Here is a 23,817-nt window from a genome sequence, read left to right as displayed (position 1 = left end):
ATAAATTTAATAAGAGAGCTAAATGGCCGTTAAAGTTTTAGTTGTTGATGATTCAAGCTTTTTTCGCCGCAGGGTAAGCGAAATTCTTGAACAAGATAGCGACATACAAGTTATAGGCTTTGCTGTGAATGGCAGAGAAGCTGTTGAAAAAGCAGCTCAGCTACGTCCAGATATGATCACTATGGATGTCGAAATGCCTGTGCTTGATGGTATTAGCGCAGTTAAAGAGATAATGGCGAGTAATCCAACCCCGATCTTAATGTTTTCATCACTCACGCGTGATGGCGCAACTGCAACATTTGATGCGCTAGATGCAGGAGCAATGGATTTTTTACCGAAAAAGTTTGAAGACATTGCACGCAATAATGAAGACGCTATAAAGCTTTTACAAAATAAAGTGAAAGATATAGGGCGAAGACGTTTACCGCGAACGTTTAAAGCTGCAACACCACCTAAGCCAGTAATATCAACTAAACCGATAACAAGCTCACTTTCGCAAAGAACAAACACACTAACACCTTCGATAAAACAACCCGATAGAAGCTTTCAAAGAGCAGCCCCTACAACATCGTCAGGTTCAAATATTGCCTCAATGCGAGCAAGTGGAAAGCAATACCAGCTTGTGGCTATTGGCACTTCTACAGGTGGCCCTGTTGCACTACAAACTATACTGACTCAATTGCCAGCTAATTTCCCTCACCCTATTTTACTTATTCAGCATATGCCTGCAGCTTTTACACCTGCATTTGCGGCACGTTTAAATGGCCTGTGCCAAATAAAAGTGAAAGAAGCGCAACAAGGTGACCGCTTACAACCAGGAACGGCTTATCTAGCGCCTGGCGGACAGCAGATGATGGTAGAAGGGCGTGGTGCAAATAGAACACTGCGCGTATTTGAAGATCATAGCGAGAGAATAAGTTATAAACCGAGTGTAGATGTAACTTTTGCCAGTGCAGCAAAAACGTATCAAGGCGATGTGCTTGCTATCGTTTTAACAGGCATGGGCGCTGATGGACGTGACGGTGCAAGAATGTTAAAGCAAACGGGTGCAACCATTTGGGCACAGGATGAGAAAAGCTGTGTTGTTTATGGAATGCCTCAAGCCATTGCTAATGCGGGGCTTTCGAGTGAAAGCTTAGCATTAAACGATGTTGCAGCACGTATCAAGAGAGAGGTAGGTTGTGGATAAACTCTCAATATTTGGACTATTTGTAGCACTGGGCGCAATAGGTTTAGGTTACTCTTTAGAAGGTGGCGTTGTTTCTGCTTTATTTAATGGTCCTGCCCTTATTATTGTATTAGGCGGCACGCTTGGTGCTGTTATGTTGCAAACATCAGCAAGTACCTTTAAAAAAATGCTAAATATGAGCTCTTGGGTTTTTGTTGCGCCACAATATGATATTGAAGATGCAATAGATCAAGTTAAGCGATGGTCTCATAAGGCACGTCAAGAAGGTTACTTAGCGCTTGAAAACGAAGCGCTAGCTCACCCAGATGCATATGCAGCAAAAGGTTTAAGCTTGCTTGTAGATGGCTGCTCAGAGCAAAAACTACGTGACACGCTTGAAATTGATTTACTGCTAGAACGCGATCGCTTGCTTGAAGCCGCACGTGTTTATGAAGCGATGGGGGGCTACAGTCCTACCATTGGTATTTTAGGTGCTGTGCTTGGTTTAATACAGGCAATGTCGTTTATTACCGATCCACAAATGCTTGGTGCAGGCGTTGCAACGGCATTTATCGCGACTATTTATGGTGTTGGTTTAGCTAATTTATTGTTTTTACCTATGGCAAATAAGTTAAAACAGCGTGTAGAGCAAAAAATGCTTTACCATGAAATGCTTGCCGAAGGTGTGATTGCAATAAGCGTTGGCGAAAGCCCAGTAAATATAGAATTAAAGCTTGAAGCCTACCGTGTAGAGCGTCCTAATTTAGTGGACGAATAACATGCTACGCCGACGACTTCGTCACTCTGCTCCAAAAAATCAACATACAGAGCGTTGGCTTGTATCGTATGCCGATTACATGACCATTATGTTTGCTTTTTTTGTGGTGCTGTATGCGATAGCGATCAACAAAGAAGAACAATTTCAAATATTGTCAGACTCCCTTGAACACGTTTTTGATAAATCTGCCCGCCAGCACTCCCAGCAAGGTGAGGGCGTCAATGGTAATGGAATATTGACTGATAGAGTGACACCTGAACAAGAAGTTCTTTATGGTGAAAGTATTTTAAAAGAAGAACAAGGTCCAGAGTTACTCGATGGTCAAAGTGATACAAGTAACATACAACAGAAATATTTAGGTAAACCACTTGATAGCTTACTTACTAAACTGCAGTCAGCGCTCATTGATGAAATTCGTGATGGAGAAGCCAGTTTAGAGCTTAATCAAGATTGGCTGATTATAGAGCTAAGCTCAGGTATGTTATTTTCAAGTGGTAGCTCAGTTGCACACTCTAGGGCAAAGCAAGTCGTCAAAATTGTTAAAGATATTATTGCTCCAGTAGATAACTATATTAGGGTGCGTGGCTATACTGATGATGAAAGTATTCGCAATGAAATATTTCGCTCAAATTGGGAACTCTCGGTTGCTAGAGCAACATCTATTTTAGTAGAGTTGGAAGCATTAGGTATTAATTCTGCCAGAATGGCGATAGAAGGTTATGGTCAATATTCACCTTTTGTAAGTAACGATACAGAACAAGGGCGAGCAGAAAATCGTAAAGTTGTTATTGCACTTTCTAAGTATGGTTTACCGCCAATACAAGACATTAAAGGTGATGAACAGGCCGTCAAGCCAGTAGTGGCAGAGCCTGAAATTGAGCTCCCTTCAGATGACGATACAATAAAAATAATTCGTTTGCCTCATGGTGGTATTCGCATAACAACGCGCAATGAACAGTAATTAGGATGTAATGTGAAGATTTGGACTGTCGCAAATCAAAAAGGTGGTGTTGGTAAAACAACAACAGCAGTGAGCCTTGCTGGTATTTTAGCTTTGCAGGGTAAGCGTGTGTTGCTTATTGATACAGACCCTCATGCATCACTCACTTATTACTTTGGCATTGACTCAGAAGATTTGGAAGTCAGCGTATATGATATTTTTGCGCGTGGCACGAGCATGCAAAGTGAAGAGATACTTCAAGCTTTATGCCCATCAACACTTGAAAACCTAGATATTTTACCCGCAACAATGGCGATAGCCACGCTTGATAGAAGCATGGGTAATAAAACAGGTATGGGATTAATACTAAAAAAAGCGCTTGCAAAAATCAGTGAACATTACGATTATGCCATTTTAGATTGCCCCCCAGTTTTAGGAGTGTTAATGGTTAATGCGCTTGCAGCAAGTGAGCGAATTTTAGTGCCAGTGCAAACGGAATTTTTAGCACTGAAAGGGCTTGATAGAATGATGCGCACTATGGAATTAATGCAAACCTCTCAAGCGAAAGATTATCAATATACTATAATCCCTACTATGTATGATAAACGTACTAAAGCATCGTTAGAAGCATATAAAACACTGCAAAGTACGTATGGTGATAAAGTCTGGCCAGGTGTGATACCGGTAGATACTAAATTTAGAGATGCAAGCTTTGCGCAAAAAGTGCCTGTAGAGTATTGTCCTCGTTCGCGTGGTGTATACGCATATAAAGCACTGCTAGAATATTTAATTGAACAAGGTTAATGAATGAGTAAGCAATTATTTGCTAATGAAAAAGTAATGAAACAATACCTAGGGGCTTTGTTATGTGAAGACGAGCCTGTAGATAACCTTGAGCCAGTCGCAAAATTACTTGAGCAAATGCCACACGACTCGCAGCAAGAACATATTCATTTAAAACCAAAAGAACAGATAAAAGCGGCAGAAAAAATATTTGATCAAGACTTACTTAATTCTGAAATTAAGCCAATAGTTGAACCTATTTTTGAAGCCGAAAAAGTTAATAAAGCCATTGACGATGAAGTAATAGAGCCGATAAGTACGATTACAGAAGAACCAGAACCACAGATTATAACCACTAGCCAATCTGACTATTTTGATGGTGAATTTCAGGCATTATTTTTTGAAGTTGCTGGTTTAACATTGGCTGTGCCATTAAAAGCATTAGGCGGTATACATCAACTAGGTGAAGTAAATCATTTATTTGGTAAGCCAAAGTGGTTTAAAGGCGTTATGCTCAACAGAGAAGAAAAGCTTAATGTTGTTGATACTGCTCGTTGGGTAATGCCAGAAAAGTATGATGATAAATTAGAGGCGTCTTTAGATTATCAGTATTTAATTACCTTAGGTGATAGCCAGTGGGGCTTATTAGCTGAAAAGTTGATAAATAACATTACATTGAGTAAAGAAGATGTAAAATGGCGTACAAATAAAAGTAAGCGCCCATGGCTTGCTGGTGTTATAAAAGAAAAAATGTGTGCTTTAATAGATGTAGATAATTTAAATATATTATTAGAGAAAGGCTTAGATAGCCGTCAGTAGTAATGACCATTACGGGGTAATAGCATGAATCAAGATAAATTACTGTCAGCAAATAAAAACGCAGATAATAATGATGAAATTTTACAGTGGGTTACGTTTAAGCTAGAGGAAGAAACCTACGGCGTAAATGTAATGCAAGTACAAGAAATACTTCGTTATACAGAGATAGCCCCTGTACCAGGTGCACCTTCTTACGTTATTGGTATTATTAACTTACGCGGTAACGTTGTAACTGTTATTGATACTCGTGCACGTTTTGGTTTGTTAGCTGCTGATGCAACCGATAATTCTCGTATATTAATTATTGAAGCTGAAGAGCAAGTTATCGGCATTTTAGCCGACAGCGTATCTGAAGTCGTTTATTTACGCAGCTCTGAGATCGATAGTGCACCAAATGTTGGTACTGAAGAAAGTGCTAAGTTTATTCAAGGCGTTTGTAATCGTGATAATGAGCTACTGATTTTAGTCGATTTAAACAAGTTACTCAGCGATGATGAATGGGATGAGTTAAGCGATATATAAGCTTTACCAAATAAATTATGCTGTTACTTAGTATAGCTATATCAGCGTTAGCGGTAGGACTTATATCGCTTGCGCTAATAATTGCATTAAAAAACAAACAAGTGAATGAAGTTAATGCTGTATTACAGCAGCTTAAAGATAGCTCAGAGCAAACTCATATTTTGCGAAGTGAAATTTCAGAGCTTAGAACAGGGCTTTTAAGTATTGGTAAGCGAGTGCTTGAGGTTGAGCAACAAAATCAAGATTTAATACAACAACAAGCTGCGCAAAAATACGATGATCCTGATGCTAAAATTTACTCTCGTGCAGTAAAAATGGTTGAGTTAGGTGCGGACCTCGATGAGGTGATACGCGAATGCGAATTACCGCGAGCAGAAGCCGAATTACTATTTTCACTACATAAACAAAAAGGCGCTTAGCGCCTTTTTAGTTATAAGCGTGTAAATAATCTCACGCTTTAATATTTAACTTACCTTGAAAGTCTTGCCAGCCTGGCGGAAATTGACCTCTTAATACATACGAAAACGCAATAAGCTCTGCAATTACATAATAAAGCTCTTTAGGGATTTCTTCCCCTAAGCTTAAATGCGACAACGTTTTAGCAAGCGCTGCATCTTCGTGGATCATAATTCCTTTTAATTTTGCCGCTGCAATTATTTCGTCAGCTAACTCACCAAACCCTTTTACGCTTACAGTGGGGGTGTTGCCAGCTTCGTATAAAAGCCCAATGGCTGACTTATTAATAGGTGTATCACTCATTACTAAACCTTAATATTAATAATTGCATGAGATTTATAAAATGCCTGATTATTTGCATCGCCTCGCTTTAAGTTGAGCTCTCCAACCTGTAAACCATGCTTAGCTAGTTTGGATCTTAAATTATCTAAGTGAGGGTGAGCAATTGCGCTTACTTCTTGGCTTGAGGCTAATAGCTGGCAATCGAGTGCTTTATCCATTAACTCAGCGGTAATCTGTAATTGCCCAATCTGTGCATAATCAAAGTTTAGCCTGACAAACCATACATTTTTATCTTCTAATTTATCTGCGCTTGGCTTTTTATATTGCCCCAATGTTATTTCTGTTTGGGCGGCCTCAGGCGGCAATTTCATTGGTAATAAAAATTGTGCAAGCGGGTTTGTGTCTGGTTGTTGACTTGGTGTTGAAACACTTACTTGGGTAAGTGTGTTTTTAACTTGTACGATTTCGCTAGCCAATGCTTGAACTTGAGCTTGCTGCAGTTGCTCAAGTATTTTTGCTCCCGCGTTTCCTGTTTTAAAAGTAGGTATGAGTACTTGTAAAAGTGCATCTAAGCCAGTTTGGTTATTAAAGCTTATCGGTGTTACTGATTGGCTAATTATAGGGGCTGCTAAAATACTCACTGCAACTTGTTCAAGTCCTTTAGTGAAGCTACTTTGTAGTGTATCACCCGTTAATTGAGATGGTTGTAAGGTGGCTAATACTTCACGCTGTATGGTCGCAGGGTTAACATTATTACTTGAGACCATGCGATTAAATGCTTGGTTAATTAAGCGAGTTAAATCGGGCGTGTCTTTTGTTGCTCTATTTGTAATGTCAGTAATTTGACTACTTAAAAGCTGTTTGTTACCAGCTAATCTATCCGTAGGGATTGTGGTATCAGGAAGCTTTAATAATGTGCTTAATAGCTTTGCTTCTATTGGTTGTAGCATTTGACTACGAGAGGCAATATTAGATAACGGCTCTGCTAATGGGAGAATGTTTTTAATCGTGGCTGAGTTTGCACTGTTTTGATTGTTGCCGTTTATTACTGGTTGCACTGAAGAGGTTATTTGCCCTTTAGTAACAATTTCACTTGTAGGCTTAATTAACGTATCAACTTTACTGTTAGTACTAATATTCAGAGCACTCAATTGACTCGCGTTTAAATTACTTGGCTTAGCGCTCGCCACTCCATTTTGAGTAATATTATTTGGCGTTGGCGTTGGCGTTGGCGTTGGCGTTGGCGTGTTAGCTGTTGTTATATTTGTAGATGATTGCCAAACACTAACACTTCCTTTTATTTGCTGAGTTAATTGTACAAGTGGCGGAAGTCTTGAAAAGTGCTCTGGTAAAGTATTGCTCGTATTACTATTTAACGCAGTACTTACATTTTGGGTAATATTCACTCTATTCAACGGTGATACTGTTAATTGCATAACTAAGCTCGGCCTTTGTATCGCAGATGATGCAGACAGCGGCATTAACTCAGATTTATTTGCTGCTGCAAAGGGCTTACTTTCAAAATATTTAACTGCATCATTAATTCGCGTTTTTAAATCACTAAAGCTATTTTGTAGCCACGATTTTATTGGGCTATTAGGTGTAAGCAGTGGGCTTGCTTTAATAGTGGACGCAGAAAAAGGTATTTCAGGGACACTGCTTTTTTGAGCTAAAAGTAACTCGTTAAACGGTTTAGAAAATGAGTTATTAAGCGTCACTTTTATATTATTAGTATCGGTTTTAATAAGTAATTTATCAGCCTGATTTATTAAATTTACCTTAATGGGGGTATTGGGTAGTTCACTAACTTGTTGATTAGTAATAGGCGTTGTAAACGAACCTGACTTTTGAGGATGGGTCAAAATAGCTAGTTTAGGTGTTGCTTGAAGTTGCGCACTAGGTAATAAGGCCACGAGTAATTTAGTAAGTTTAGTTTGGCTAAGTGGTTGCGTATGAATTGTATCTGCAAAGCGATTAATAACATTAAGCTGTGCGCCTTTGTTAGTAGTACTAACAACTACTTTTAAAGGCTGCTCGGTTAAAAGTAACTGCGCTACGTCTTTATTTATGGCAATACTGGCGTTAAGTTTATCAATTACTAATTTTGGGGTAGGGGACATAACCACTTGTAAATCCATTGGTTGGCTTTGTACCTCAGTGCCCGTGCTTACATAATTTAATAAACGCTGTAATTGTACTGGTTGATTTAAAGTAAGGGTTGTAGTGTTTGGCGTGATGTTGAGCTGTTTGCCATCGGGATTAAGTTGTATGTTAGCACTGGCTATTTTTTGTAAATTTTGAGGTGCGCTTGTAGTGCCAAGTCTTAATGTCTGCCAATGTTTATCAATAAATACATCAAGCGTAATCGAGTCTTTCGAAAATTGAATGTTTTTAGCCGCAAGTACCTCATTAGGTAATTGCGATAACTCATTGGTTTGAGGGTTCGTCGATTGATTGATAACCAATGAATTAGATAATGTTATTTGCGTTGGCGTATTCATTATTTTAAATCAAGTTTTCTCTATTTTAAGTGAATCGATTTTAAAGCAATATTCGTATTACCCTATCATTATGGTAGACTAACGCCTAATTTTTGGCAGAGAGAATCGTCATCTTGTTACACATTAAGTCCGTCACCTGCATCAAGCAAGATCGTTGTTTGTTTGCGGATCTTAATTTTAGCCTTAATAGCGGTCAAATCATGCAATTAGCGGGCCCTAATGGGGCTGGTAAAACATCGCTATTGCGTATTATCGCAGGCTTTTCTGTGCCTGATGAAGGAGCTGTTTTATTTCAAGAACAGCCTATATCTAAGTATTACGAAGAGTATGCCAGAGAACTACTCTTTATAGGCCACAAAACAGGTGTAAATACTCAGCTTAGTGCCGTTGAAAATGTTCGTCATTGGTTACAAATTAATGGCTACATAAACCAGCCTGACTTGTATCCCATTTTAGCGCAACTTGGCCTTGTTGGACTTGAAGATGTACCGGTTAGAATGTTATCTGCTGGACAACAAAGACGTGTAGCTTTGGTTAGGCTTTGGTTAAGTGATTCTAAATTATGGGTACTTGATGAGCCATTTACCGCGCTTGATAAAAGCGGTGTTGCTTTTTTGCAGCACCGATTTACTGAACACTTACAAAGCGGTGGTGCTATTTTATTAACGACTCACCAAGACTTAACGACCCATTTTAGTAACTTGCAAACGGTTACACTGGAGTATCGTCACTAATGACTCGTCAACATTCTTATTGGTTGCTATTTAGTGCGGTATTTACCAAAGATGTAAAACTTGCGTTTCGCCAGCGCGCTGAAATTGTAAATCCTATTTTGTTCTTCTTAATTGTAATTTCATTATTTCCGTTAGCAATCGGGCCTGAGCCTGGTTTACTAGCGAGAATGGCACCGGGAATTATTTGGGTTGCCGCATTACTTTCTACCATGCTGGGCTTGGATAAACTGTTTAGAGATGATTTTAATGATGGCTCATTGGAGCAGTTAATTGCATCGTCTTACCCGTTATCGTTAACCGTACTTGCTAAAGTGGCTGCTCACTGGGTGGTAACAGGTTTACCGCTTGTATTAATGACGCCGCTATTTGCATTGTTGTTAAACCTAGAAAGTACGGCGTTAACAGCGACTGTTTTAACATTATTATTAGGCACTCCACTATTGAGCTTTATTGGCGCAATAGGCGCAGGGCTTACTGTAGGATTACAAAAAGGGGGTATTTTGATGAGTTTACTCGTACTGCCTTTGTATATTCCTGTTTTGATTTTTGCAACGTCGGCTATCGATACCAGCTCTATGTCGCTGGATTATAGTGGGCAGCTTGCCATCCTTGGTGCAATGTTACTTATTGCTATTATTAGCGCACCAATTGCCATATCGTCAGCTTTAAAAGTGAGTGTAAGTTAATGTGGAAGTGGTTACATCCCTATGCTAAAGCAGAGCGTGCATACCAGTTATGCAATACGTTACTGCCTTATTTTGCCGTAGTTACTGTAGTTAGTATGATTGTTGGATGGGTATGGGGGCTTGGTTTTGCACCTGCCGATTACCAACAAAAAGACAGCTACCGTATCATTTTTATTCATGTTCCTTCCGCCATTTTATCTATGGGCGCTTACTCATCAATGGCTATTGCAGCTGTTGTTGCACTTGTATGGCAACTACGAAATGCCGAACTTGCCGTTATTGCTATAGCGCCTGTTGGTGCTTGTATTACAGCTATAGCGCTTATTACTGGCGCTGCATGGGGTAAACCTATGTGGGGTGCTTGGTGGGTATGGGATGCGCGTTTAACGTCGGAACTTATTTTATTATTTTTATATCTTGGCGTGCTTTCGCTTTATCATGCATTTGAAGATAAGAAGTCAGCAGGGCGTGCGGCTTCTATTTTAGCTATTGTGGGCGTAATCAACTTACCTATTATTCATTACTCAGTTGAGTGGTGGAATACGCTACACCAAGGCGCAAGCATTACAAAACTAGACACCAAAGCAATAGACCCAAGTATGTTTTGGCCACTTATGGTTAATATTTTAGCCTTTGCTGCTTTTGTAGGAACAGTAACTTTAATTCGTCTTAAAAATGAAATTTTGCAACGCGAAAAGCACCGACCGTGGGTGCGTTTGTTGTTAAATAAGGGGTAATTATGCAGTTTGACTCTTTTTCTGATTTTATTGCAATGGGAGGCTATGGGTTCTATATCTGGCTTTCTTTTGGTACATGCGCTCTTATTTTACTTGGTATTTTAGTGAACTCTTTAAGAGATACTAAACGTATTATGGCTTCAGTTGAGCAACAAATAATACGTGAAGCGCGAATTAAAAAAGCTAAACAGGAACAAGCCTCATGAATCCAAGACGTAAAAAGCGCCTATTGGTAATTATTGCCGTACTGTTTGGTATTGGTGGATCAATTGGTTTAGTGCTTTATGCACTTCAAGAAAATATTAATCTTTTTTATACGCCAAGCGAACTTATTGATGGCAAAGGGCCTAATAAAGAAAAACCATTCATTGGCCAAAAGCTACGTATTGGTGGCATGGTTGTACCAGGCACGGTTGAGCGTAATGAACAGAGCTTACAAGTAAGCTTTAAGCTAATTGATACAGGTCCATTAGTGACCGTGCGTTATCAAGGCATATTGCCAGACTTGTTTCGTGAGGGGCAAGGCATTGTAGCGCAGGGCGTATTAATCGAACCTAATGTTATTGAAGCATTTGAAGTACTTGCAAAGCATGACGAAGAATATATGCCAGCAGAGGTTGCAGAGGCAGTTAAAGGTATTAAGCACGAAAAACCAAAATACAACTTAGATAGTGGTAATTAGCTATGATCCCAGAAATTGGTTATTTTTCTTTAACGCTTGCCATGGTGCTAAGCGTTTTACTGTGTATTTTTCCTCTTTGGGGCGCGCATACCGGTAATCTTCGATTAATGCGTGCAGCTCCCTCTTTAGCAATTGGGCAATTCGCTTTTGTTTTAATCTCTTTTGCAGCACTTATTTACGCCAGTGTAACGGATGATTTTACCGTATCATATGTGGCATATCATTCAAGTAGTACACTGCCTTGGTATTACAAAATCACCTCTACATGGGGCGGCCATGAAGGCGCTATTTTACTGTGGTTAGTAATGCAAGCTGGTTGGACTGCCGTTGTCGCTGCGCGTTCTAAATCATTACCTTGGGTGCTACGTGCTCGCGTATTGGGCGTACTTGGTTTTTTAGGTGTAGGTTTTATGATGTACACCTTACTACTTTCAAGCCCGTTTGAGCGCCTACTCCCTTATTTCCCTGTTGAAGGGCGTGATTTAAATCCGTTACTTCAAGATCCGGGCATGATTATTCACCCGCCATTACTGTACATGGGTTATGTAGGGCTATCAGTTGCTTTCTCTTTTGCTATTGCTGCGTTGTTAACCGGTAAGCTTGATAACACATGGGCTAAGTGGTCACGTCCGTGGACAATGACTGCATGGGGCTTTTTAACTCTAGGAATCACAATTGGTAGCTGGTGGGCATATTCAGAGCTTGGCTGGGGCGGCTGGTGGTTTTGGGATCCAGTCGAAAACGCATCATTAATGCCATGGCTTGTAGCTACAGCATTACTACACTCATTAAGCGTAACCGAAAAACGTGGTGTATTTAAATCGTGGACCGTACTACTTGCTATCGCAGCATTTTCATTAAGCTTGTTAGGCACCTTTATTGTGCGCTCGGGTATTATTGTATCGGTGCATGCTTTTGCAACAGACCCTGATAGAGGCTTATTTATACTCGCCTTTTTAGGCATCGTTGTAGGTGGTGGCTTAGCGTTATATGCACTGCGTGTATCGCAAGTACATAGTGAAGGCCGATACAAGTTTGTATCACGCGAAGTGGCGTTATGGCTCAATAATATATTTTTAGTAGTTGCTACATTAATCGTATTGCTGGGTACGTTATTACCTATGGTTCATAAAGAAATGGGCTTGGGCAGTATTTCTATTGGCGAACCATTTTTTAATAAGATGTTTGCAATAATTTTAGTACCATTTGCTATTTTGATGGGTATAGGACCATTTTTACGCTGGAAGCAAAATAAATGGGCTTTCTTACAAAACAAAATATTAATGGGCGTATTAGCCAGTGTAGTGATTACCTATGCTTGGTTGTTTTCAAGTTACGATTTAGTAAAACCACTTACGCTACTGGCCACTACGCTTGCGGTTTGGATTGCAATATCAACTGGGATCGACATTTACACTAAAGCCGCAGTGCATGGCACCTTAAAAGAAGGTTTAAAACGCTTAGGTGTAAGTTACTGGGCTATGGTGCTTGGGCATATTGGTATTTCGTTTGTTATTGCAGGTGTAACGCTTACATCGGCGTATTCAGTTGAGCGTGACGTATCGATGAAGCAAGGCGATACAGTTCAGCTTAACGAGTATGAATACCGTTTTGATGGTGTTAAAACTATTCGCGGGCCGAACTACAGTGGTCATGCGGGTGTTGTATCGGTGCTTAAAAACAATGAGCTAGTAACACGCTTACATGCCGAAAAACGTAAGTATGATATTGGTATGCAGTTTATGACCGAGGCGGCCATAGATGCAGGCTTTACACGTGATTTATACTTAGCGTTAGGTGAGCAGTTGAGCCAAGGTGCATGGTCACTTCGCATTTATCATAAACCGTTTGTTCGTTGGATGTGGATTGGTGGTGTGCTTATTTCCCTAGCTGGATTTATGATTTTATTTGATAAACGCTACCGCACATCAGCTAAAACAGCGCGTAGAGCTGCATCGGAGAATGTTTTATGAACCGTAAAATTTTAGCTATTGCGCCGCTTTTAGTATTTGCTTTTGTATGTGTATTTTTATACCAAGGCCTTTTTGCTAATCCTCGTGAAATTCAAACGGGTCGGTTAGGTCAAGAAATGCCAGCATTTAATCTACCTGATTTAATGCAAGATATTAAGCCGTGGACCAACGAGTCTTTAAAAGGCGAAGTTTACTTACTAAATGTATGGGGTACTTGGTGCCCAACATGTTTAGTTGAACTTGGTTATTTAACTAAGTTACGTGAGCAAGGCGTTAAAATTATTGGGCTTTATTACGTACAAGGTTACGATGCTGACTTTGATGGCCCTTTTGATATGCAATCACTTCGCAGTGAAGTGAGCGATATGCTGCAACGTGCGGGTGACCCATATCAATTTAATATCTTAGATTTACATCGTACTTTGTCGTTGGATTTAGGTGTTTCAGGTGCGCCTGAAACATTTTTAGTCGATAAAAACGGCACTATTTTATTGCATCACACGGGCGATATAAACCCGCGAGTATGGCGTGCTAAATTTGCGCCAATTATGCAGGAGCTTAAATAATGAAATGGTTACTACTTACGCTTAGCCTTTTTGTAAGCATCTGTGCGTTTGCAGAGCAAGATCGCTATCAATTTGATAACAACAAACAAGCAATATTGTTTGAAGAGCTAACTAAAGAGCTGCGCTGTCCTAAGTGTCAAAATCAAAACATTGCGGACTCTGACGCTGTGGTTGCTAAAGACTTGCGCGATAAAGTACTCGTATTGGTTAAAGAAGGTAAGAGCAAAGACGAAGTGATTGATTACATGATTGACCGCTTTGGCTATTTTGTTCATTACGACCCACCAGTTACACCAGCGACTTTAGTACTTTGGGTATTACCTGTATTAATTGTCATAGTCGGCTTTGGTTTTATTGTTATTCGCCAGCGAAAAGCATCAGTAAAACAAACGTGGAGCAGTGACGACGAAATGTTGTTAGCTAAGCTAATTGAACAAAATAAACGTCAGGAGCAAAGTTAAATGATTTTAATGTGGGCGTGTTTTGCTTTACTCACACTGGTTGCTCTTGGGTTTGTGATGTTGCCTTTTTTAAAAAAAGAGCGCGTTCAAACAATTACTCATAACGCCAATGCTGAGTTAATTAGCATTTATGAGCAGCGTTTAGTTGATTTACAAACCGATTTAGACAATCAGCGTATTGATACCGTAAATCATGCAGAATCAATTATTGAATTAAAACGCCGTTTATTGAATGAGTTATCACCAGAAAAATCACTAAACAGCAAAGGTAATAATCGTATTTTTGCTTTAACTGGTGGCGCATTTGTTCTTGCTCTAACAGGTGTTTTTTATGGTTTAACGGGTAGTCAGCAGCAAATTTCGGCTTGGCATGATGCAATGGATAATTTAGCTGATTACGGCGAGCGTGCTGTAATGCAAAAAGGTGAGCCGCTTAGCCAAAATGAGCTGCAGGCTTTTGCATTGGCGCTTCGTACTAAGCTTAGCCGCTCTGGTGATGATGAAATTGCTTGGATGCTACTTGGTCGAGTGGCTATGTCGCTTAATGAATTTGATATGGCGCAGCAGTCATTTGATAAAGCACTGCGTATGAACCCTGATAATATGCAGGTACTTATTAGTTACAGCCAAGTTTTATTACTAGAAGGCAGTGAAGCTAATATGACCCGCGCGGCAGGTATGCTCTCAAAAGTACTAAAAGTTGAGCCTACCAATTTAGATGCAATTTCGTTATTAGCACTCATTGCTTATGAACGTAAAGATTGGCCGCAAGCCAAAGCCGCTTTTGAGGTTTTATTAGCGAGTATGCAAGAGAATGACTCACGTTATAGCATGATCTCTGAGCGTATTAGTGATATAGAACAGAAAATGCAAAGTGAAGGCTCTGTTATACCTACTACTATCAGTAACAGCAGCACGATTGCGGTTACCGTAGATATTGCAAAAGAGCTTATAGATAAACAGCCAAAAGACGGTATTTTGTTTATATTTGCAAAAGCAGCAAGTGGTTCGCCAATGCCATTAGCTGCTGTTAAACTCGCTAAATATTCATTTCCAATTACTGTTGAGTTAAGTGATAGTAGTGCAATGGTTGCAGGGCTTAACTTATCTAGTGCAGAAAATATTATTATTTCGGCGCGTATTTCTATAGATGACTCGGTTATGCCAAGTTCTGGTGAGCTAGAAGGTCATTCAGAGTCGTTAAAGCGTGAAAGTGTAAGTGACTACCAACTTCAAATTGATACATTAATACCTTAAGGACGTTAGATGTTAAAACACAGTTTTACTTTTTTATGTTTATTGATACTAGCCGGGTGTGCTCAAGTACCACAAAGCAAAGTAGATGACAGAGATCCGCTGCAAAGTATTAATCGTCCGTTATACGACTTTAATATGGATGTACTGGATGCTTATTTATTGCGCCCAGTTGCTGTAGGTTATGTTGAAGTAACGCCTGTACCGGTAAGAAACGGTATTGTTAATTTTACAGGTAATATTACAGCACCTGTCGATATGATTAATGCGGGTTTGCAAGGTAAACCGGGTAATGCAAGTGTGAGCTTAGCGCGTTTTTTAGTTAACTCTACGGTTGGTATTTTTGGTATTTTTGATGTAGCCAGTTCACTTGGTCTTGAAATTGTAGATGAAGACTTTGGACAAACGTTAGGTGTATGGGGCGTGGGTGATGGTGCTTATTTAATGCTACCTGGCATGGGTCCTACAACAGCACGTAACCTGACCGGTGATGTAGTCGACAACTTTGTATTACCTGAAGTTGCGCTAACGACTCCACAAACTATTCTAGTGTTTGTTTTAAAAGCAGTTGAGGCGCGTGCATCATTAATCCCACAAGAAGGGTTATTAAATGATTCACTTGATCCGTACTTATTTGTAAAAGATATTTACTTCCAGCGTCAGATTTATGAGCTGTACGATGGCAACCCACCAATAAAAGAAGAGCCAGCTGATTTTGATGAAGACTTTTTAGAAAGTTTATAATTGAAAAGCCACTCATAAAAACGCCAGCTAAATGCTGGCGTTTTTATTTGCTGTTTATATATTTAACCTGAACTCTGGATAATAAATCTATCTCGAGCAGTTATTTTCAGCGCTAACTACGTTGAATTTACTTGCAATAGGCTAACTATTGATGCGTAAGTTCGCCTTGTTTTCACTGAAAATCTCTGGCTAGAGAAAAATAAATTTAAATATCATTATGATTTAATATATTAGTAAATATCTTAACCAGAGTTCAGGTAGTTTATTTTTCGTTCACTACTAACTGCATTTGTTCATTAACCCAAGCTAGCGCTTCATGATAAGCATCGGGAACTTTTTCACCTAGATTTAGCTCTTTCGTTAGCTCGTTTGCAGCTGACCAGTTTGCTTGTTCGTAGTATTTAACTAAGTTTAAATATTTTGCTAGCAAGCCTTCATCGTTTAATAGCGCTGCTTTTATATCATTAGAAAGTGGAAGCTTTTTCATTACGCTTTCCATACTCTCATCTAAAATAGCATCCATTAGCGACATCATACCGGTTAAAAATGCCATGCCGGTATCTTTAAACTGCCCATGGGATATAGCGAGCAATTCAGCAAATCGAGCGCGCGTAAGCGATAGCCTAATTAGCTCTACAGGTTTGTCTGCTGATACTTGTGCTGCAAACAGTAGTGACAATAGCTTTTTAATTTCATTGGCGCCAAGCACTATAAGAGCTTGCTTAATGGTACTTATTTCTGCGCGTCTTGCAAATGCGGCAGAATTTGAATACCTAAGTAATTTATAAGATAGGTTTACATCACGTTCAAACACATCAGTGATTTTCTTAAGATCCATATCAACACTTGATGTTTCGTAAAGTAATTCAGCTAATGCCATTTCTGAAGGTGGTAGAGCCTTACTTTGTACCATTTCAGGTTTTGAGAAGAAAAATCCTTGGAAATAATCAAACCCAAGCTCTAAAGCTTGTTGGTAAATTTCATAGGTTTCTACTTTTTCGGCAAGTAACTTAATATGTGAGTGCGGTTTTAAATCGTTTAGAACCGTTTTTATTGTATCTATATCGGATGCTAAAAAGTCTATTTTAATAATATCAATAAATGGGTAAAAATGACGCCATACAGGTTGATGAATATAGTCATCAAGAGCAATAGTGTAACCTTTATCTTTTAAATCTTTAACGATAGCTAATAAACGCTTACCAGGCTGGATAGTTTCAAGTATTTCTACAACTATAGTGTCTTTACCTAGTAGTGTAGGGTAACCCTTTGATAGTGTTTCTAGGGTGAAGTTTATATAGGCAGGTTTATTGTCAGTTAAATCTTCTAAACCAAAATTAAACTGGCTACCCTCTATAAGTCGTGTTGTTGCTTCGTCACCATCTATATCGGGAAATACGTTATCAACGCCATCACGAAATAAAAGCTCATAACCGATAAGTTTTTTATCTCTATCTAAAATCGGTTGACGTGCAGCGTAAAAATACATAAACAGTTCCGTAAGAGTGATGTAATTGGGTATTGTAATAATATATGGCAAAAGATTCAAAATAGCATTACGTATATTTGCATGATTAATAAATTATCATTATAAATTAAGGTGTTTCTTCTATTTAATTCATTATATTTTACCAATTCGCTTTAAAATTATTCAACATGAGTATTTTTGTATCAGCTGGAAGCAACAAGTTGGAGATTTTATTGTTAGGCATGATATAGTCAGCGAGAATGGTTTTTATCCTAATAGTGTCTTTATTATAATATTTTAAGAGTCAATATTCGGATCAAGAGCCTGTTATTAATAATTATGCGGAGGCTAATTTGGAAACAGGAATGATTATTTCACTAGCATTATATTTTGTTGTAATGTTAGGTATCGGACTATATGCATATAAGCAATCTACTGGCGATGTATCAGGTTACATGTTAGGTGGACGAAATCTATCACCAAGTGTTGCTGCACTATCTGCAGGTGCATCTGACATGAGTGGCTGGATTTTAATGGGCCTACCTGGTGCGATGTTTGTTACTGGTTTTAGTAGTACATGGATAGCAATTGGTTTGGTGATTGGTGCTTGGTTAAATTATCTGTTAGTTGCACCTAGATTACGTGTGTACACTGAAAAAGCAAATGACTCTATAACAATCCCAGATTACTTCTCAAATCGCTTCAATGATAAGTCAAACTTATTACGTGTTGTATCAGCTGTTGTGATTATAGTCTTCTTTACTCTTTACACGTCATCTGGTGTTGTAGCCGGCGGAAAATTGTTTGAAAGCTCATTTGGTTTAAGTTATGAAGTGGGTTTATACATTACAACGGGTGTCGTTGTTTTATACACTTTGTTTGGTGGTTTTTTAGCGGTTAGCTTAACTGATTTCGTGCAAGGTTGTATTATGTTCATCGCACTGATTCTAGTGCCTACTGTTGCATACTCTTTACTTGAACAACCTCTAGAATCTACTTTACATAGTGTAAATCCAGATATGCTTAACTGGATTGGAGCAGGCTCTGCATTGGGTATTATTTCTGCAATGGCATGGGGTTTAGGTTATTTTGGTCAACCACATATCATTGTTCGCTTTATGTCGGTACGTAGTGTTAAAGATATGCCTAAAGCTCGCCGTATTGGTATGACATGGATGATTGTTGCTGCCCTTGGTGCTGTTGGTACTGGTATATTTGGTGCTGCTTATACTTATGAAAATAATATTGTAGTTGAAGATCCTGAAACGATTTTCCTAATTCTTTCTGAGTTATTGTTCCACCCACTTATTGCTGGCTTTTTACTAGCTGCAATTTTGGCTGCTATCATGAGTACTATCTCATCGCAATTGCTAGTAAGCTCAAGTTCATTGACTGAAGATTTATATAAAACATTTTTACGTAAAGATGCTAGCGACTTTGAATTAGTTACTGTTGGTAGAATTAGCGTTGCCGTAGTGGCTATGTTTGCTATTTACTTAGCTTACGACAGAGATAGCTCTATTTTAGACCTAGTAAGTAATGCATGGGCAGGCTTTGGTGCTGCTTTCGGTCCATTGGTACTGTTCAGCCTTTACTGGAAACGTATGAATTTTGCCGGTGCGTTATCGGGTATGTTAGTAGGTGCGTTTACAGTGCTTGTTTGGGTTTATGGTCCGTTTACTATTAATGGTGAAAGCTTAAGTAGCTTTATGTACGAAATAGTACCTGGCTTTATTTTATCTAGTATCGCAATTGTTGTTGTTAGCTTAGCTACAAAAGAGCCAGAGCAAAACATTACCGCTTTATTTGATGAAGTAGAGAAAGAGCTTTAAATAGCAATTACTACTCATTTTTGAATGAGTAGTAATTAATACCAATCCGCAATAATACTTAATTATTTTGCGGGCTAATGTGTCGCTACCGGCGTTAAAAAATTATCATTTAGAACAACTAAATATCGAATTTTTTGCCTAGCTATCAACACGTTTTTTTACCCTCAAAATAGATCACTTAATTAAGTGAATTGGTATAATAAAAAAGGGAGCAACTTAGTTGCTCCCTTTTTTATTTAGTTTGTCCCGTCCGAGGAAAGGGCAATCTACGAATTAACTTGCTTTTTTATCGTTGCTATCTTCAATTGATGCAACATTATCTGACTTTTTACTTTTTGTTGGCGCTTTGGCAACAACGGGATCTTTGCCGCCCTTTAATATAGTCATAAAGTCATCTTTGCTTTTCGCTATTTCTAAAGCAAGTGATTCAATTTGTTGCTCACTAAGCGGTACGTCTACCTTTTCTAGCATTAGCTCAAGTGATTCTGCTATATCGAGCATCTTGTCATAAGCATCAGCTTCTTTTTTGGTAGTAAACGTCATACGCTCGACTCCGTTTCGTTCTACAACATATTTAACAACAACAGCCATGATTTCTCCTGCAAAATTGCTTGGCACCGTGGTTTGTAAAAACCATTAGGTTACTGTTTTTATGTACAGTAATGGTTTGTAAGTAAATTTGCAAGCGTGAAGTATTAATTTTTAGGTGTCTTAAATTTGACAAAAAACGGTAACTTTACTTTAGTTAAGCAATCACTTGTTGTACCAGCTGCATTTTCAGGATTTCGGATCATAGTGATAATGCGCTTAGGTACACTTTAAGTGATGAACTTTACAGTTCCTTATTTATTGATTTCCTGAGCAATACTCAAAATTAAGAAAAGAAGAATAAGGGCAAGTTTAATGAAAACGTTAAAAAATTTACTCATCATAAGCTTATTATGCTTACTACCTGCAACTACCGTATATGCACAACTATCGGAAGTAACCAAGCAAATGCCTCAAGTTGAGACAATTAGTATAAATAATGCTGATGCAGATATGCTTGCTAAGCTACCGGGTATAGGTAAGAAAAAAGCGCAGGCAATTGTGGATTATCGTGAAGAAAACGGTGAATTTAAAAGCGTCAGTGATTTATCGCAAGTTAAAGGAATTGGTAAAAAACTATTAGCTAAATTAGAGGGGAAAATTTCACTTTAAAGCTATTAAGTAATAATCAGGGCGCTATGCGCCCTGATTAAATTGTTTTAATGCATCGCTTAAGTGCTTTTTAGCAAAGTTAATTTCAATAGGTGTTGTTAATAGCGGATAGCAAAGCCCACCAAGTATCAAAAACGGGATTAATATCCAACCTTTAAATACCGTGAATATTAAAAATAGTGGACTTAGTAATATTAATTTAATAATACGTAGTAACACTTTATCAGTTGGCGATAACATACTTAACGAAAGTGCTATTACGTCCTGGCGCTTGCGCACTTTTAAGTGTTTAAGATCATCTAATTGGCTTGAAAAAAAGGTAAACATATTAAATCGATTTTTTTGTTATTAAGCGGCTAATCACTAAAGCAAACAAAGTGATTGAGAATAGCGCAAATATAATTTCCATCCAAGCAGGCATGCTCAAACCAATAAACTGCCAATCTATATTTCCACAATCCCCGGTCGCCTGAAAAAAGCTAGGTATCCATTCGTGTAACGGCATAAACGATGGGAAGTTTGGTTCAAACTCACAGCTAAATGCAAAAGGGTCTGTGGTGGTTTGCATATCAATATGCTCGCGAGCTATAAGGTATCCCCAAACACTCGATACACCCCAAATTACATACGCTAATATACGAACTGCTTTGCTCTGTGGTTTAGTCGAACCTACAATGCCTGCACCTAATAAACCCAGTACAGCGGTACGTTGATATATGCACATTATGCAAGGCGCCAATCCCATTTGGTATTGAAAGAAAAGGGCGGTCACTTCAAGTGAAAAAACGATAGCTGTAAATAAAAGCCACGGGGTACGTTGGGTGGGTAATTGCGCAAGCCAGTTCATAAAAATTCCGCGTTTAAATAAGATGTTAGATTATGACCTAGGATAATGTATGCGGCAACAAAAAGGAAAAAAAAGCTACCGAAGTCGCTTTTTATAAGATGAAATTATTGACTACTCAATACAGCCTCAGCAGAGGTTACATGGCGCTCTACTTAGTTCCCATTGATACATAAGCTAAGTTATATCGCTTACTTATACAACATTGGTGCATTGCCTAATCACTTCTTTAAAGTTGCTGTTAGAACGCTCTGTTGCATAGGTGTTCCTTTTTAATGTACTTATGTGTATTAAGTTGATTCAGCTAAGTATGGTGTAAATAAAAATACCAATAATTACAATGTACCTACAATGAATATTGCTCTGTATATTTATACATTGTAGCGATATTAGAAAAACCTAAATTTTATTATTTATTAATCTTTAATTTCTACTCATTTGCTTATTAATATATCTGACTTTACTTGTTAGTTATGCTTCGTCTGGTACAATCAGTCAGTTATTCGTGTAAAACGATGAGTGTTGATTAATTCGAGTGGGAACTGGATGAGAATTTTTAAAGCGAAAAGCCCAGCAGGATTTGCTGAAGAATATATAGTTGAATCTATTTGGAACGGCGATTTCCCTCCAGGTTCAATTCTACCTGCCGAGCGAGAACTTTCAGAGTTAATTGGTGTAACAAGAACGACCTTGAGAGAAGTATTACAGCGTTTAGCACGTGATGGTTGGTTAACAATTCAGCATGGTAAACCAACAAAAGTAAATAACTTTTGGGAGACGTCTGGCTTAAATATTCTTGAAACACTAGCGCGCTTAGATGAAGACAAGATGCCAGAGCTGACAGATCAGCTTTTATCTGCACGTACTAATATCAGTGCTATTTATACACGTGCTGCAATTAAGTTAAATCCTGAACGTGTAATTGAAATTTTATCACAAAGTCATGAGCTAGAAGACACTGCGCAGGCATTTGCTGACTACGATTATAAAGTTCATCACGAATTAGCCGTTGCGGGTAATAACCGTATTTATGTATTAATACTCAACGGTTTTAGAGGCTTTTATTCAAAGATTGGTTGTCATTACTTCTCTGATGCCGGAACTCGTGAACTTGCTCGTCAGTTTTATAAAGATTTAACAATCTTGGCAGAAAATAAAGAGCACGATGGTGCTATTTCGATGATGCGTAAATACGGTCATCAAACAGGTGAGATTTGGCAAAAAATTCGAGGCGATATGCCCTCAGATATAATGGATTAAATTTAAACGAGAAACCTGCATTTGCAGGTTTTTTTGTAGCTGTAAAAATTAATACCGCATTATATGAATTTTTAAACAATTTAATGTATTAAGCTTTCTTCAGTAACGTCAAAAGTTCTATCTAATTACAACGCAATTTACACTTCAAAATAGACCTATTATTCAAGCAGATTAGTGCAAGTTGTAAGTGTTCGTTATTTTCGATTGCTCACATCGTTAAATGCGATTGTTCTTTTGTAGTGAATAACTTTAGAATGCCAATTAATTATATGTGTTCGCTATTGGTTTTTAATTTTTAGCGCCCATATAAGTACCAGCATTGCGAAAGCAATTGAAAACAAACTCAAAATATTTGGAGAATAAAATGGGTGTATTAGTAGGCCGCCAGGCACCAGACTTTACCGCTGCAGCTGTTCTTGGTAACGGTGAAATTGTAGATAGCTATAACCTTCATGAAACAATTAAAGGTAAAAAAGCAGTTATCTTCTTTTACCCACTAGATTTCACGTTTGTATGTCCTTCTGAACTTATTGCATTTGATAAGCGTTTTGAAGAGTTTCAAAAGCGTGGCGTAGAAGTAATTGGTGTTTCTATCGATTCACAATTCTCACATAACGCATGGCGTAACACTGCTGTTGCAGACGGCGGTATTGGTAAAGTTCAATACGCACTAGTTGCAGATGTTAAACACGAAATTTGTAAAGCGTATGACGTTGAGCATCCAGAAGCAGGTGTTGCATTTCGTGGTTCATTCTTAATCGACGAAGAAGGCAATGTACGTCACCAAGTAGTGAACGATTTACCACTAGGTCGTAACATCGACGAAATGCTTCGCATGGTTGACGCGCTAGCGTTCCACACTGAACACGGTGAAGTATGTCCTGCTGGTTGGACTGAAGGTAAAAAAGGTATGGACGCAAGCCCTGAAGGCGTTGCTAAGTTCTTATCTGAAAACGAAGGCGAGCTATAATTTAGCCCTTAGTTTTAAATAAAAAAACCGCCAATTGGCTAACACCATTCAGTTAAGCATGCTTTGACTTAATGGTGTACCGAGTTTTTGAAATTCGAACGGTCCTACTTTTGGGCCGTTTTCTTTTTTCTGGAAGAATATAACGTTTCACTCGTTC

Annotated in this window: 27 protein-coding genes; 21 read left to right on the top strand and 6 right to left on the bottom strand. The window is 38.6% G+C overall.

The annotated features are described in order from the left end of the window. The first annotated feature begins 22 nt into the window (after nucleotides 1-22). Genes I6F45_RS09800 through I6F45_RS09770 form a run of 7 tightly spaced genes read left to right on the top strand, consistent with a single transcriptional unit; the run spans nucleotide 23 to nucleotide 5,429 of the window. Nucleotides 23-1,189: a protein-glutamate methylesterase/protein-glutamine glutaminase gene (locus I6F45_RS09800; protein WP_197160367.1), complete on the top strand. Its 1,167-nt coding sequence runs from the start codon at nucleotides 23-25 to the stop codon at nucleotides 1,187-1,189. Beyond that, nucleotides 1,182-1,946, top strand: coding sequence for a flagellar motor protein (locus I6F45_RS09795; RefSeq protein WP_024589938.1), 765 nt, complete (start codon nucleotides 1,182-1,184; stop codon nucleotides 1,944-1,946). Before I6F45_RS09800 ends, I6F45_RS09795 begins: the two co-directional genes overlap by 8 nt. Nucleotide 1,947: 1 nt before the next feature. Beyond that, nucleotides 1,948-2,907 (top strand): flagellar motor protein MotB, encoded by a 960-nt coding sequence (locus tag I6F45_RS09790; protein ID WP_165739541.1) that lies wholly within the window; start codon nucleotides 1,948-1,950, stop codon nucleotides 2,905-2,907. A 12-nt stretch (nucleotides 2,908-2,919) separates the two neighbouring features. Next, nucleotides 2,920-3,690 carry a ParA family protein gene (locus tag I6F45_RS09785; protein WP_007585827.1) on the top strand — a complete coding sequence of 257 codons (771 nt, stop codon included), beginning with the start codon at nucleotides 2,920-2,922 and terminating at the stop codon, nucleotides 3,688-3,690. 3 nt (nucleotides 3,691-3,693) lie between these two features. Then, nucleotides 3,694-4,488, top strand: a complete 795-nt coding sequence (locus tag I6F45_RS09780; protein WP_007585828.1) for a chemotaxis protein CheW — start codon at nucleotides 3,694-3,696, stop codon at nucleotides 4,486-4,488. Nucleotides 4,489-4,512: 24 nt separating this feature from the next. Beyond that, nucleotides 4,513-5,010, top strand: coding sequence for a chemotaxis protein CheW (locus I6F45_RS09775; protein ID WP_002959294.1), 498 nt, complete (start codon nucleotides 4,513-4,515; stop codon nucleotides 5,008-5,010). A 17-nt stretch (nucleotides 5,011-5,027) separates the two neighbouring features. Continuing rightward, a complete protein-coding gene (locus I6F45_RS09770; RefSeq protein WP_024589935.1) occupies nucleotides 5,028-5,429 on the top strand; it encodes a DUF2802 domain-containing protein in 402 nt (133 codons plus the stop codon). A gap of 31 nt (nucleotides 5,430-5,460) precedes the next feature. Here the strand turns inward: I6F45_RS09770 and I6F45_RS09765 are convergent, their stop codons facing one another. Next, a complete protein-coding gene (locus I6F45_RS09765; RefSeq protein ID WP_024589934.1) occupies nucleotides 5,461-5,769 on the bottom strand; it encodes an EscU/YscU/HrcU family type III secretion system export apparatus switch protein in 309 nt (102 codons plus the stop codon). Nucleotides 5,770-5,771: 2 nt separating this feature from the next. Continuing rightward, nucleotides 5,772-8,249, bottom strand: a complete 2,478-nt coding sequence (fliK, locus tag I6F45_RS09760) for a flagellar hook-length control protein FliK (protein WP_197160365.1) — start codon at nucleotides 8,247-8,249, stop codon at nucleotides 5,772-5,774. A 113-nt stretch (nucleotides 8,250-8,362) separates the two neighbouring features. Between fliK and ccmA the strand changes: the two genes are divergently transcribed. The 10 genes from ccmA to I6F45_RS09710 are packed head-to-tail and all read left to right on the top strand — an operon-like array spanning nucleotide 8,363 to nucleotide 16,086. After that, nucleotides 8,363-8,983 carry a cytochrome c biogenesis heme-transporting ATPase CcmA gene (gene ccmA / locus I6F45_RS09755; RefSeq protein WP_165728705.1) on the top strand — a complete coding sequence of 207 codons (621 nt, stop codon included), beginning with the start codon at nucleotides 8,363-8,365 and terminating at the stop codon, nucleotides 8,981-8,983. Beyond that, on the top strand, nucleotides 8,983-9,669 hold the full coding sequence (ccmB, locus tag I6F45_RS09750) for a heme exporter protein CcmB (protein ID WP_024608159.1): 687 nt from the start codon (nucleotides 8,983-8,985) through the stop codon (nucleotides 9,667-9,669). The genes ccmA and ccmB overlap by 1 nt, the downstream gene beginning before the upstream one ends. Further along, on the top strand, nucleotides 9,669-10,406 hold the full coding sequence (locus tag I6F45_RS09745; RefSeq protein WP_007585844.1) for a heme ABC transporter permease: 738 nt from the start codon (nucleotides 9,669-9,671) through the stop codon (nucleotides 10,404-10,406). Before ccmB ends, I6F45_RS09745 begins: the two co-directional genes overlap by 1 nt. 2 nt (nucleotides 10,407-10,408) lie before the next feature. Next, a complete protein-coding gene (gene ccmD / locus I6F45_RS09740; RefSeq protein WP_007585846.1) occupies nucleotides 10,409-10,612 on the top strand; it encodes a heme exporter protein CcmD in 204 nt (67 codons plus the stop codon). Continuing rightward, nucleotides 10,609-11,088, top strand: a complete 480-nt coding sequence (ccmE, locus tag I6F45_RS09735) for a cytochrome c maturation protein CcmE (protein ID WP_007585848.1) — start codon at nucleotides 10,609-10,611, stop codon at nucleotides 11,086-11,088. The genes ccmD and ccmE overlap by 4 nt, the downstream gene beginning before the upstream one ends. A gap of 2 nt (nucleotides 11,089-11,090) precedes the next feature. After that, on the top strand, nucleotides 11,091-13,061 hold the full coding sequence (locus I6F45_RS09730; RefSeq protein ID WP_197160363.1) for a heme lyase CcmF/NrfE family subunit: 1,971 nt from the start codon (nucleotides 11,091-11,093) through the stop codon (nucleotides 13,059-13,061). Then, nucleotides 13,058-13,627, top strand: a complete 570-nt coding sequence (locus I6F45_RS09725) for a redoxin family protein (RefSeq protein WP_165728706.1) — start codon at nucleotides 13,058-13,060, stop codon at nucleotides 13,625-13,627. Before I6F45_RS09730 ends, I6F45_RS09725 begins: the two co-directional genes overlap by 4 nt. After that, complete coding sequence (locus I6F45_RS09720; protein ID WP_165739534.1) at nucleotides 13,627-14,088, top strand: cytochrome c-type biogenesis protein; 462 nt, start codon at nucleotides 13,627-13,629, stop codon at nucleotides 14,086-14,088. Before I6F45_RS09725 ends, I6F45_RS09720 begins: the two co-directional genes overlap by 1 nt. Beyond that, the gene (ccmI, locus tag I6F45_RS09715; RefSeq protein ID WP_165739532.1) at nucleotides 14,089-15,345 is read left to right on the top strand and encodes a c-type cytochrome biogenesis protein CcmI; all 1,257 of its coding nucleotides are present in this window, start codon (nucleotides 14,089-14,091) and stop codon (nucleotides 15,343-15,345) included. A gap of 9 nt (nucleotides 15,346-15,354) precedes the next feature. After that, nucleotides 15,355-16,086, top strand: a complete 732-nt coding sequence (locus I6F45_RS09710) for an MlaA family lipoprotein (RefSeq protein ID WP_007585858.1) — start codon at nucleotides 15,355-15,357, stop codon at nucleotides 16,084-16,086. A 262-nt stretch (nucleotides 16,087-16,348) separates the two neighbouring features. On the opposite strand, the gene I6F45_RS09705 is transcribed toward I6F45_RS09710, so the two are convergent. Continuing rightward, complete coding sequence (locus tag I6F45_RS09705) at nucleotides 16,349-17,575, bottom strand: EAL and HDOD domain-containing protein (protein WP_007584100.1); 1,227 nt, start codon at nucleotides 17,573-17,575, stop codon at nucleotides 16,349-16,351. A 332-nt stretch (nucleotides 17,576-17,907) separates the two neighbouring features. Between I6F45_RS09705 and putP the strand changes: the two genes are divergently transcribed. Continuing rightward, complete coding sequence (putP, locus tag I6F45_RS09700; protein WP_165728709.1) at nucleotides 17,908-19,386, top strand: sodium/proline symporter PutP; 1,479 nt, start codon at nucleotides 17,908-17,910, stop codon at nucleotides 19,384-19,386. A 273-nt stretch (nucleotides 19,387-19,659) separates the two neighbouring features. On the opposite strand, the gene I6F45_RS09695 is transcribed toward putP, so the two are convergent. After that, the gene (locus tag I6F45_RS09695) at nucleotides 19,660-19,977 is read right to left on the bottom strand and encodes a YebG family protein (protein WP_165742291.1); all 318 of its coding nucleotides are present in this window, start codon (nucleotides 19,975-19,977) and stop codon (nucleotides 19,660-19,662) included. A 312-nt stretch (nucleotides 19,978-20,289) separates the two neighbouring features. Here I6F45_RS09695 and I6F45_RS09690 point away from each other — a divergent pair, with 312 nt between their 5' ends. Further along, nucleotides 20,290-20,586, top strand: a complete 297-nt coding sequence (locus I6F45_RS09690; protein ID WP_165728711.1) for a ComEA family DNA-binding protein — start codon at nucleotides 20,290-20,292, stop codon at nucleotides 20,584-20,586. A 24-nt stretch (nucleotides 20,587-20,610) separates the two neighbouring features. On the opposite strand, the gene I6F45_RS09685 is transcribed toward I6F45_RS09690, so the two are convergent. Beyond that, nucleotides 20,611-20,913, bottom strand: coding sequence for a DUF6170 family protein (locus tag I6F45_RS09685; protein WP_165728712.1), 303 nt, complete (start codon nucleotides 20,911-20,913; stop codon nucleotides 20,611-20,613). Between the two features lies 1 nt (nucleotide 20,914). Next, the gene (gene dsbB, locus I6F45_RS09680; protein ID WP_197160361.1) at nucleotides 20,915-21,433 is read right to left on the bottom strand and encodes a disulfide bond formation protein DsbB; all 519 of its coding nucleotides are present in this window, start codon (nucleotides 21,431-21,433) and stop codon (nucleotides 20,915-20,917) included. 543 nt (nucleotides 21,434-21,976) lie between these two features. Between dsbB and fadR the strand changes: the two genes are divergently transcribed. Continuing rightward, complete coding sequence (fadR, locus tag I6F45_RS09675) at nucleotides 21,977-22,690, top strand: fatty acid metabolism transcriptional regulator FadR (RefSeq protein ID WP_004335692.1); 714 nt, start codon at nucleotides 21,977-21,979, stop codon at nucleotides 22,688-22,690. A gap of 364 nt (nucleotides 22,691-23,054) precedes the next feature. Beyond that, nucleotides 23,055-23,660, top strand: a complete 606-nt coding sequence (locus I6F45_RS09670; RefSeq protein ID WP_007378637.1) for a peroxiredoxin — start codon at nucleotides 23,055-23,057, stop codon at nucleotides 23,658-23,660. Nucleotides 23,661-23,817 lie beyond the last annotated feature (157 nt).

It is taken from the genome of Pseudoalteromonas sp. SWYJZ19 (genome assembly GCF_015864375.1).
In the GTDB taxonomy this organism is placed as follows: domain Bacteria; phylum Pseudomonadota; class Gammaproteobacteria; order Enterobacterales; family Alteromonadaceae; genus Pseudoalteromonas; species Pseudoalteromonas arctica.
This window is presented reverse-complemented; position numbering and strand designations above follow the sequence as displayed.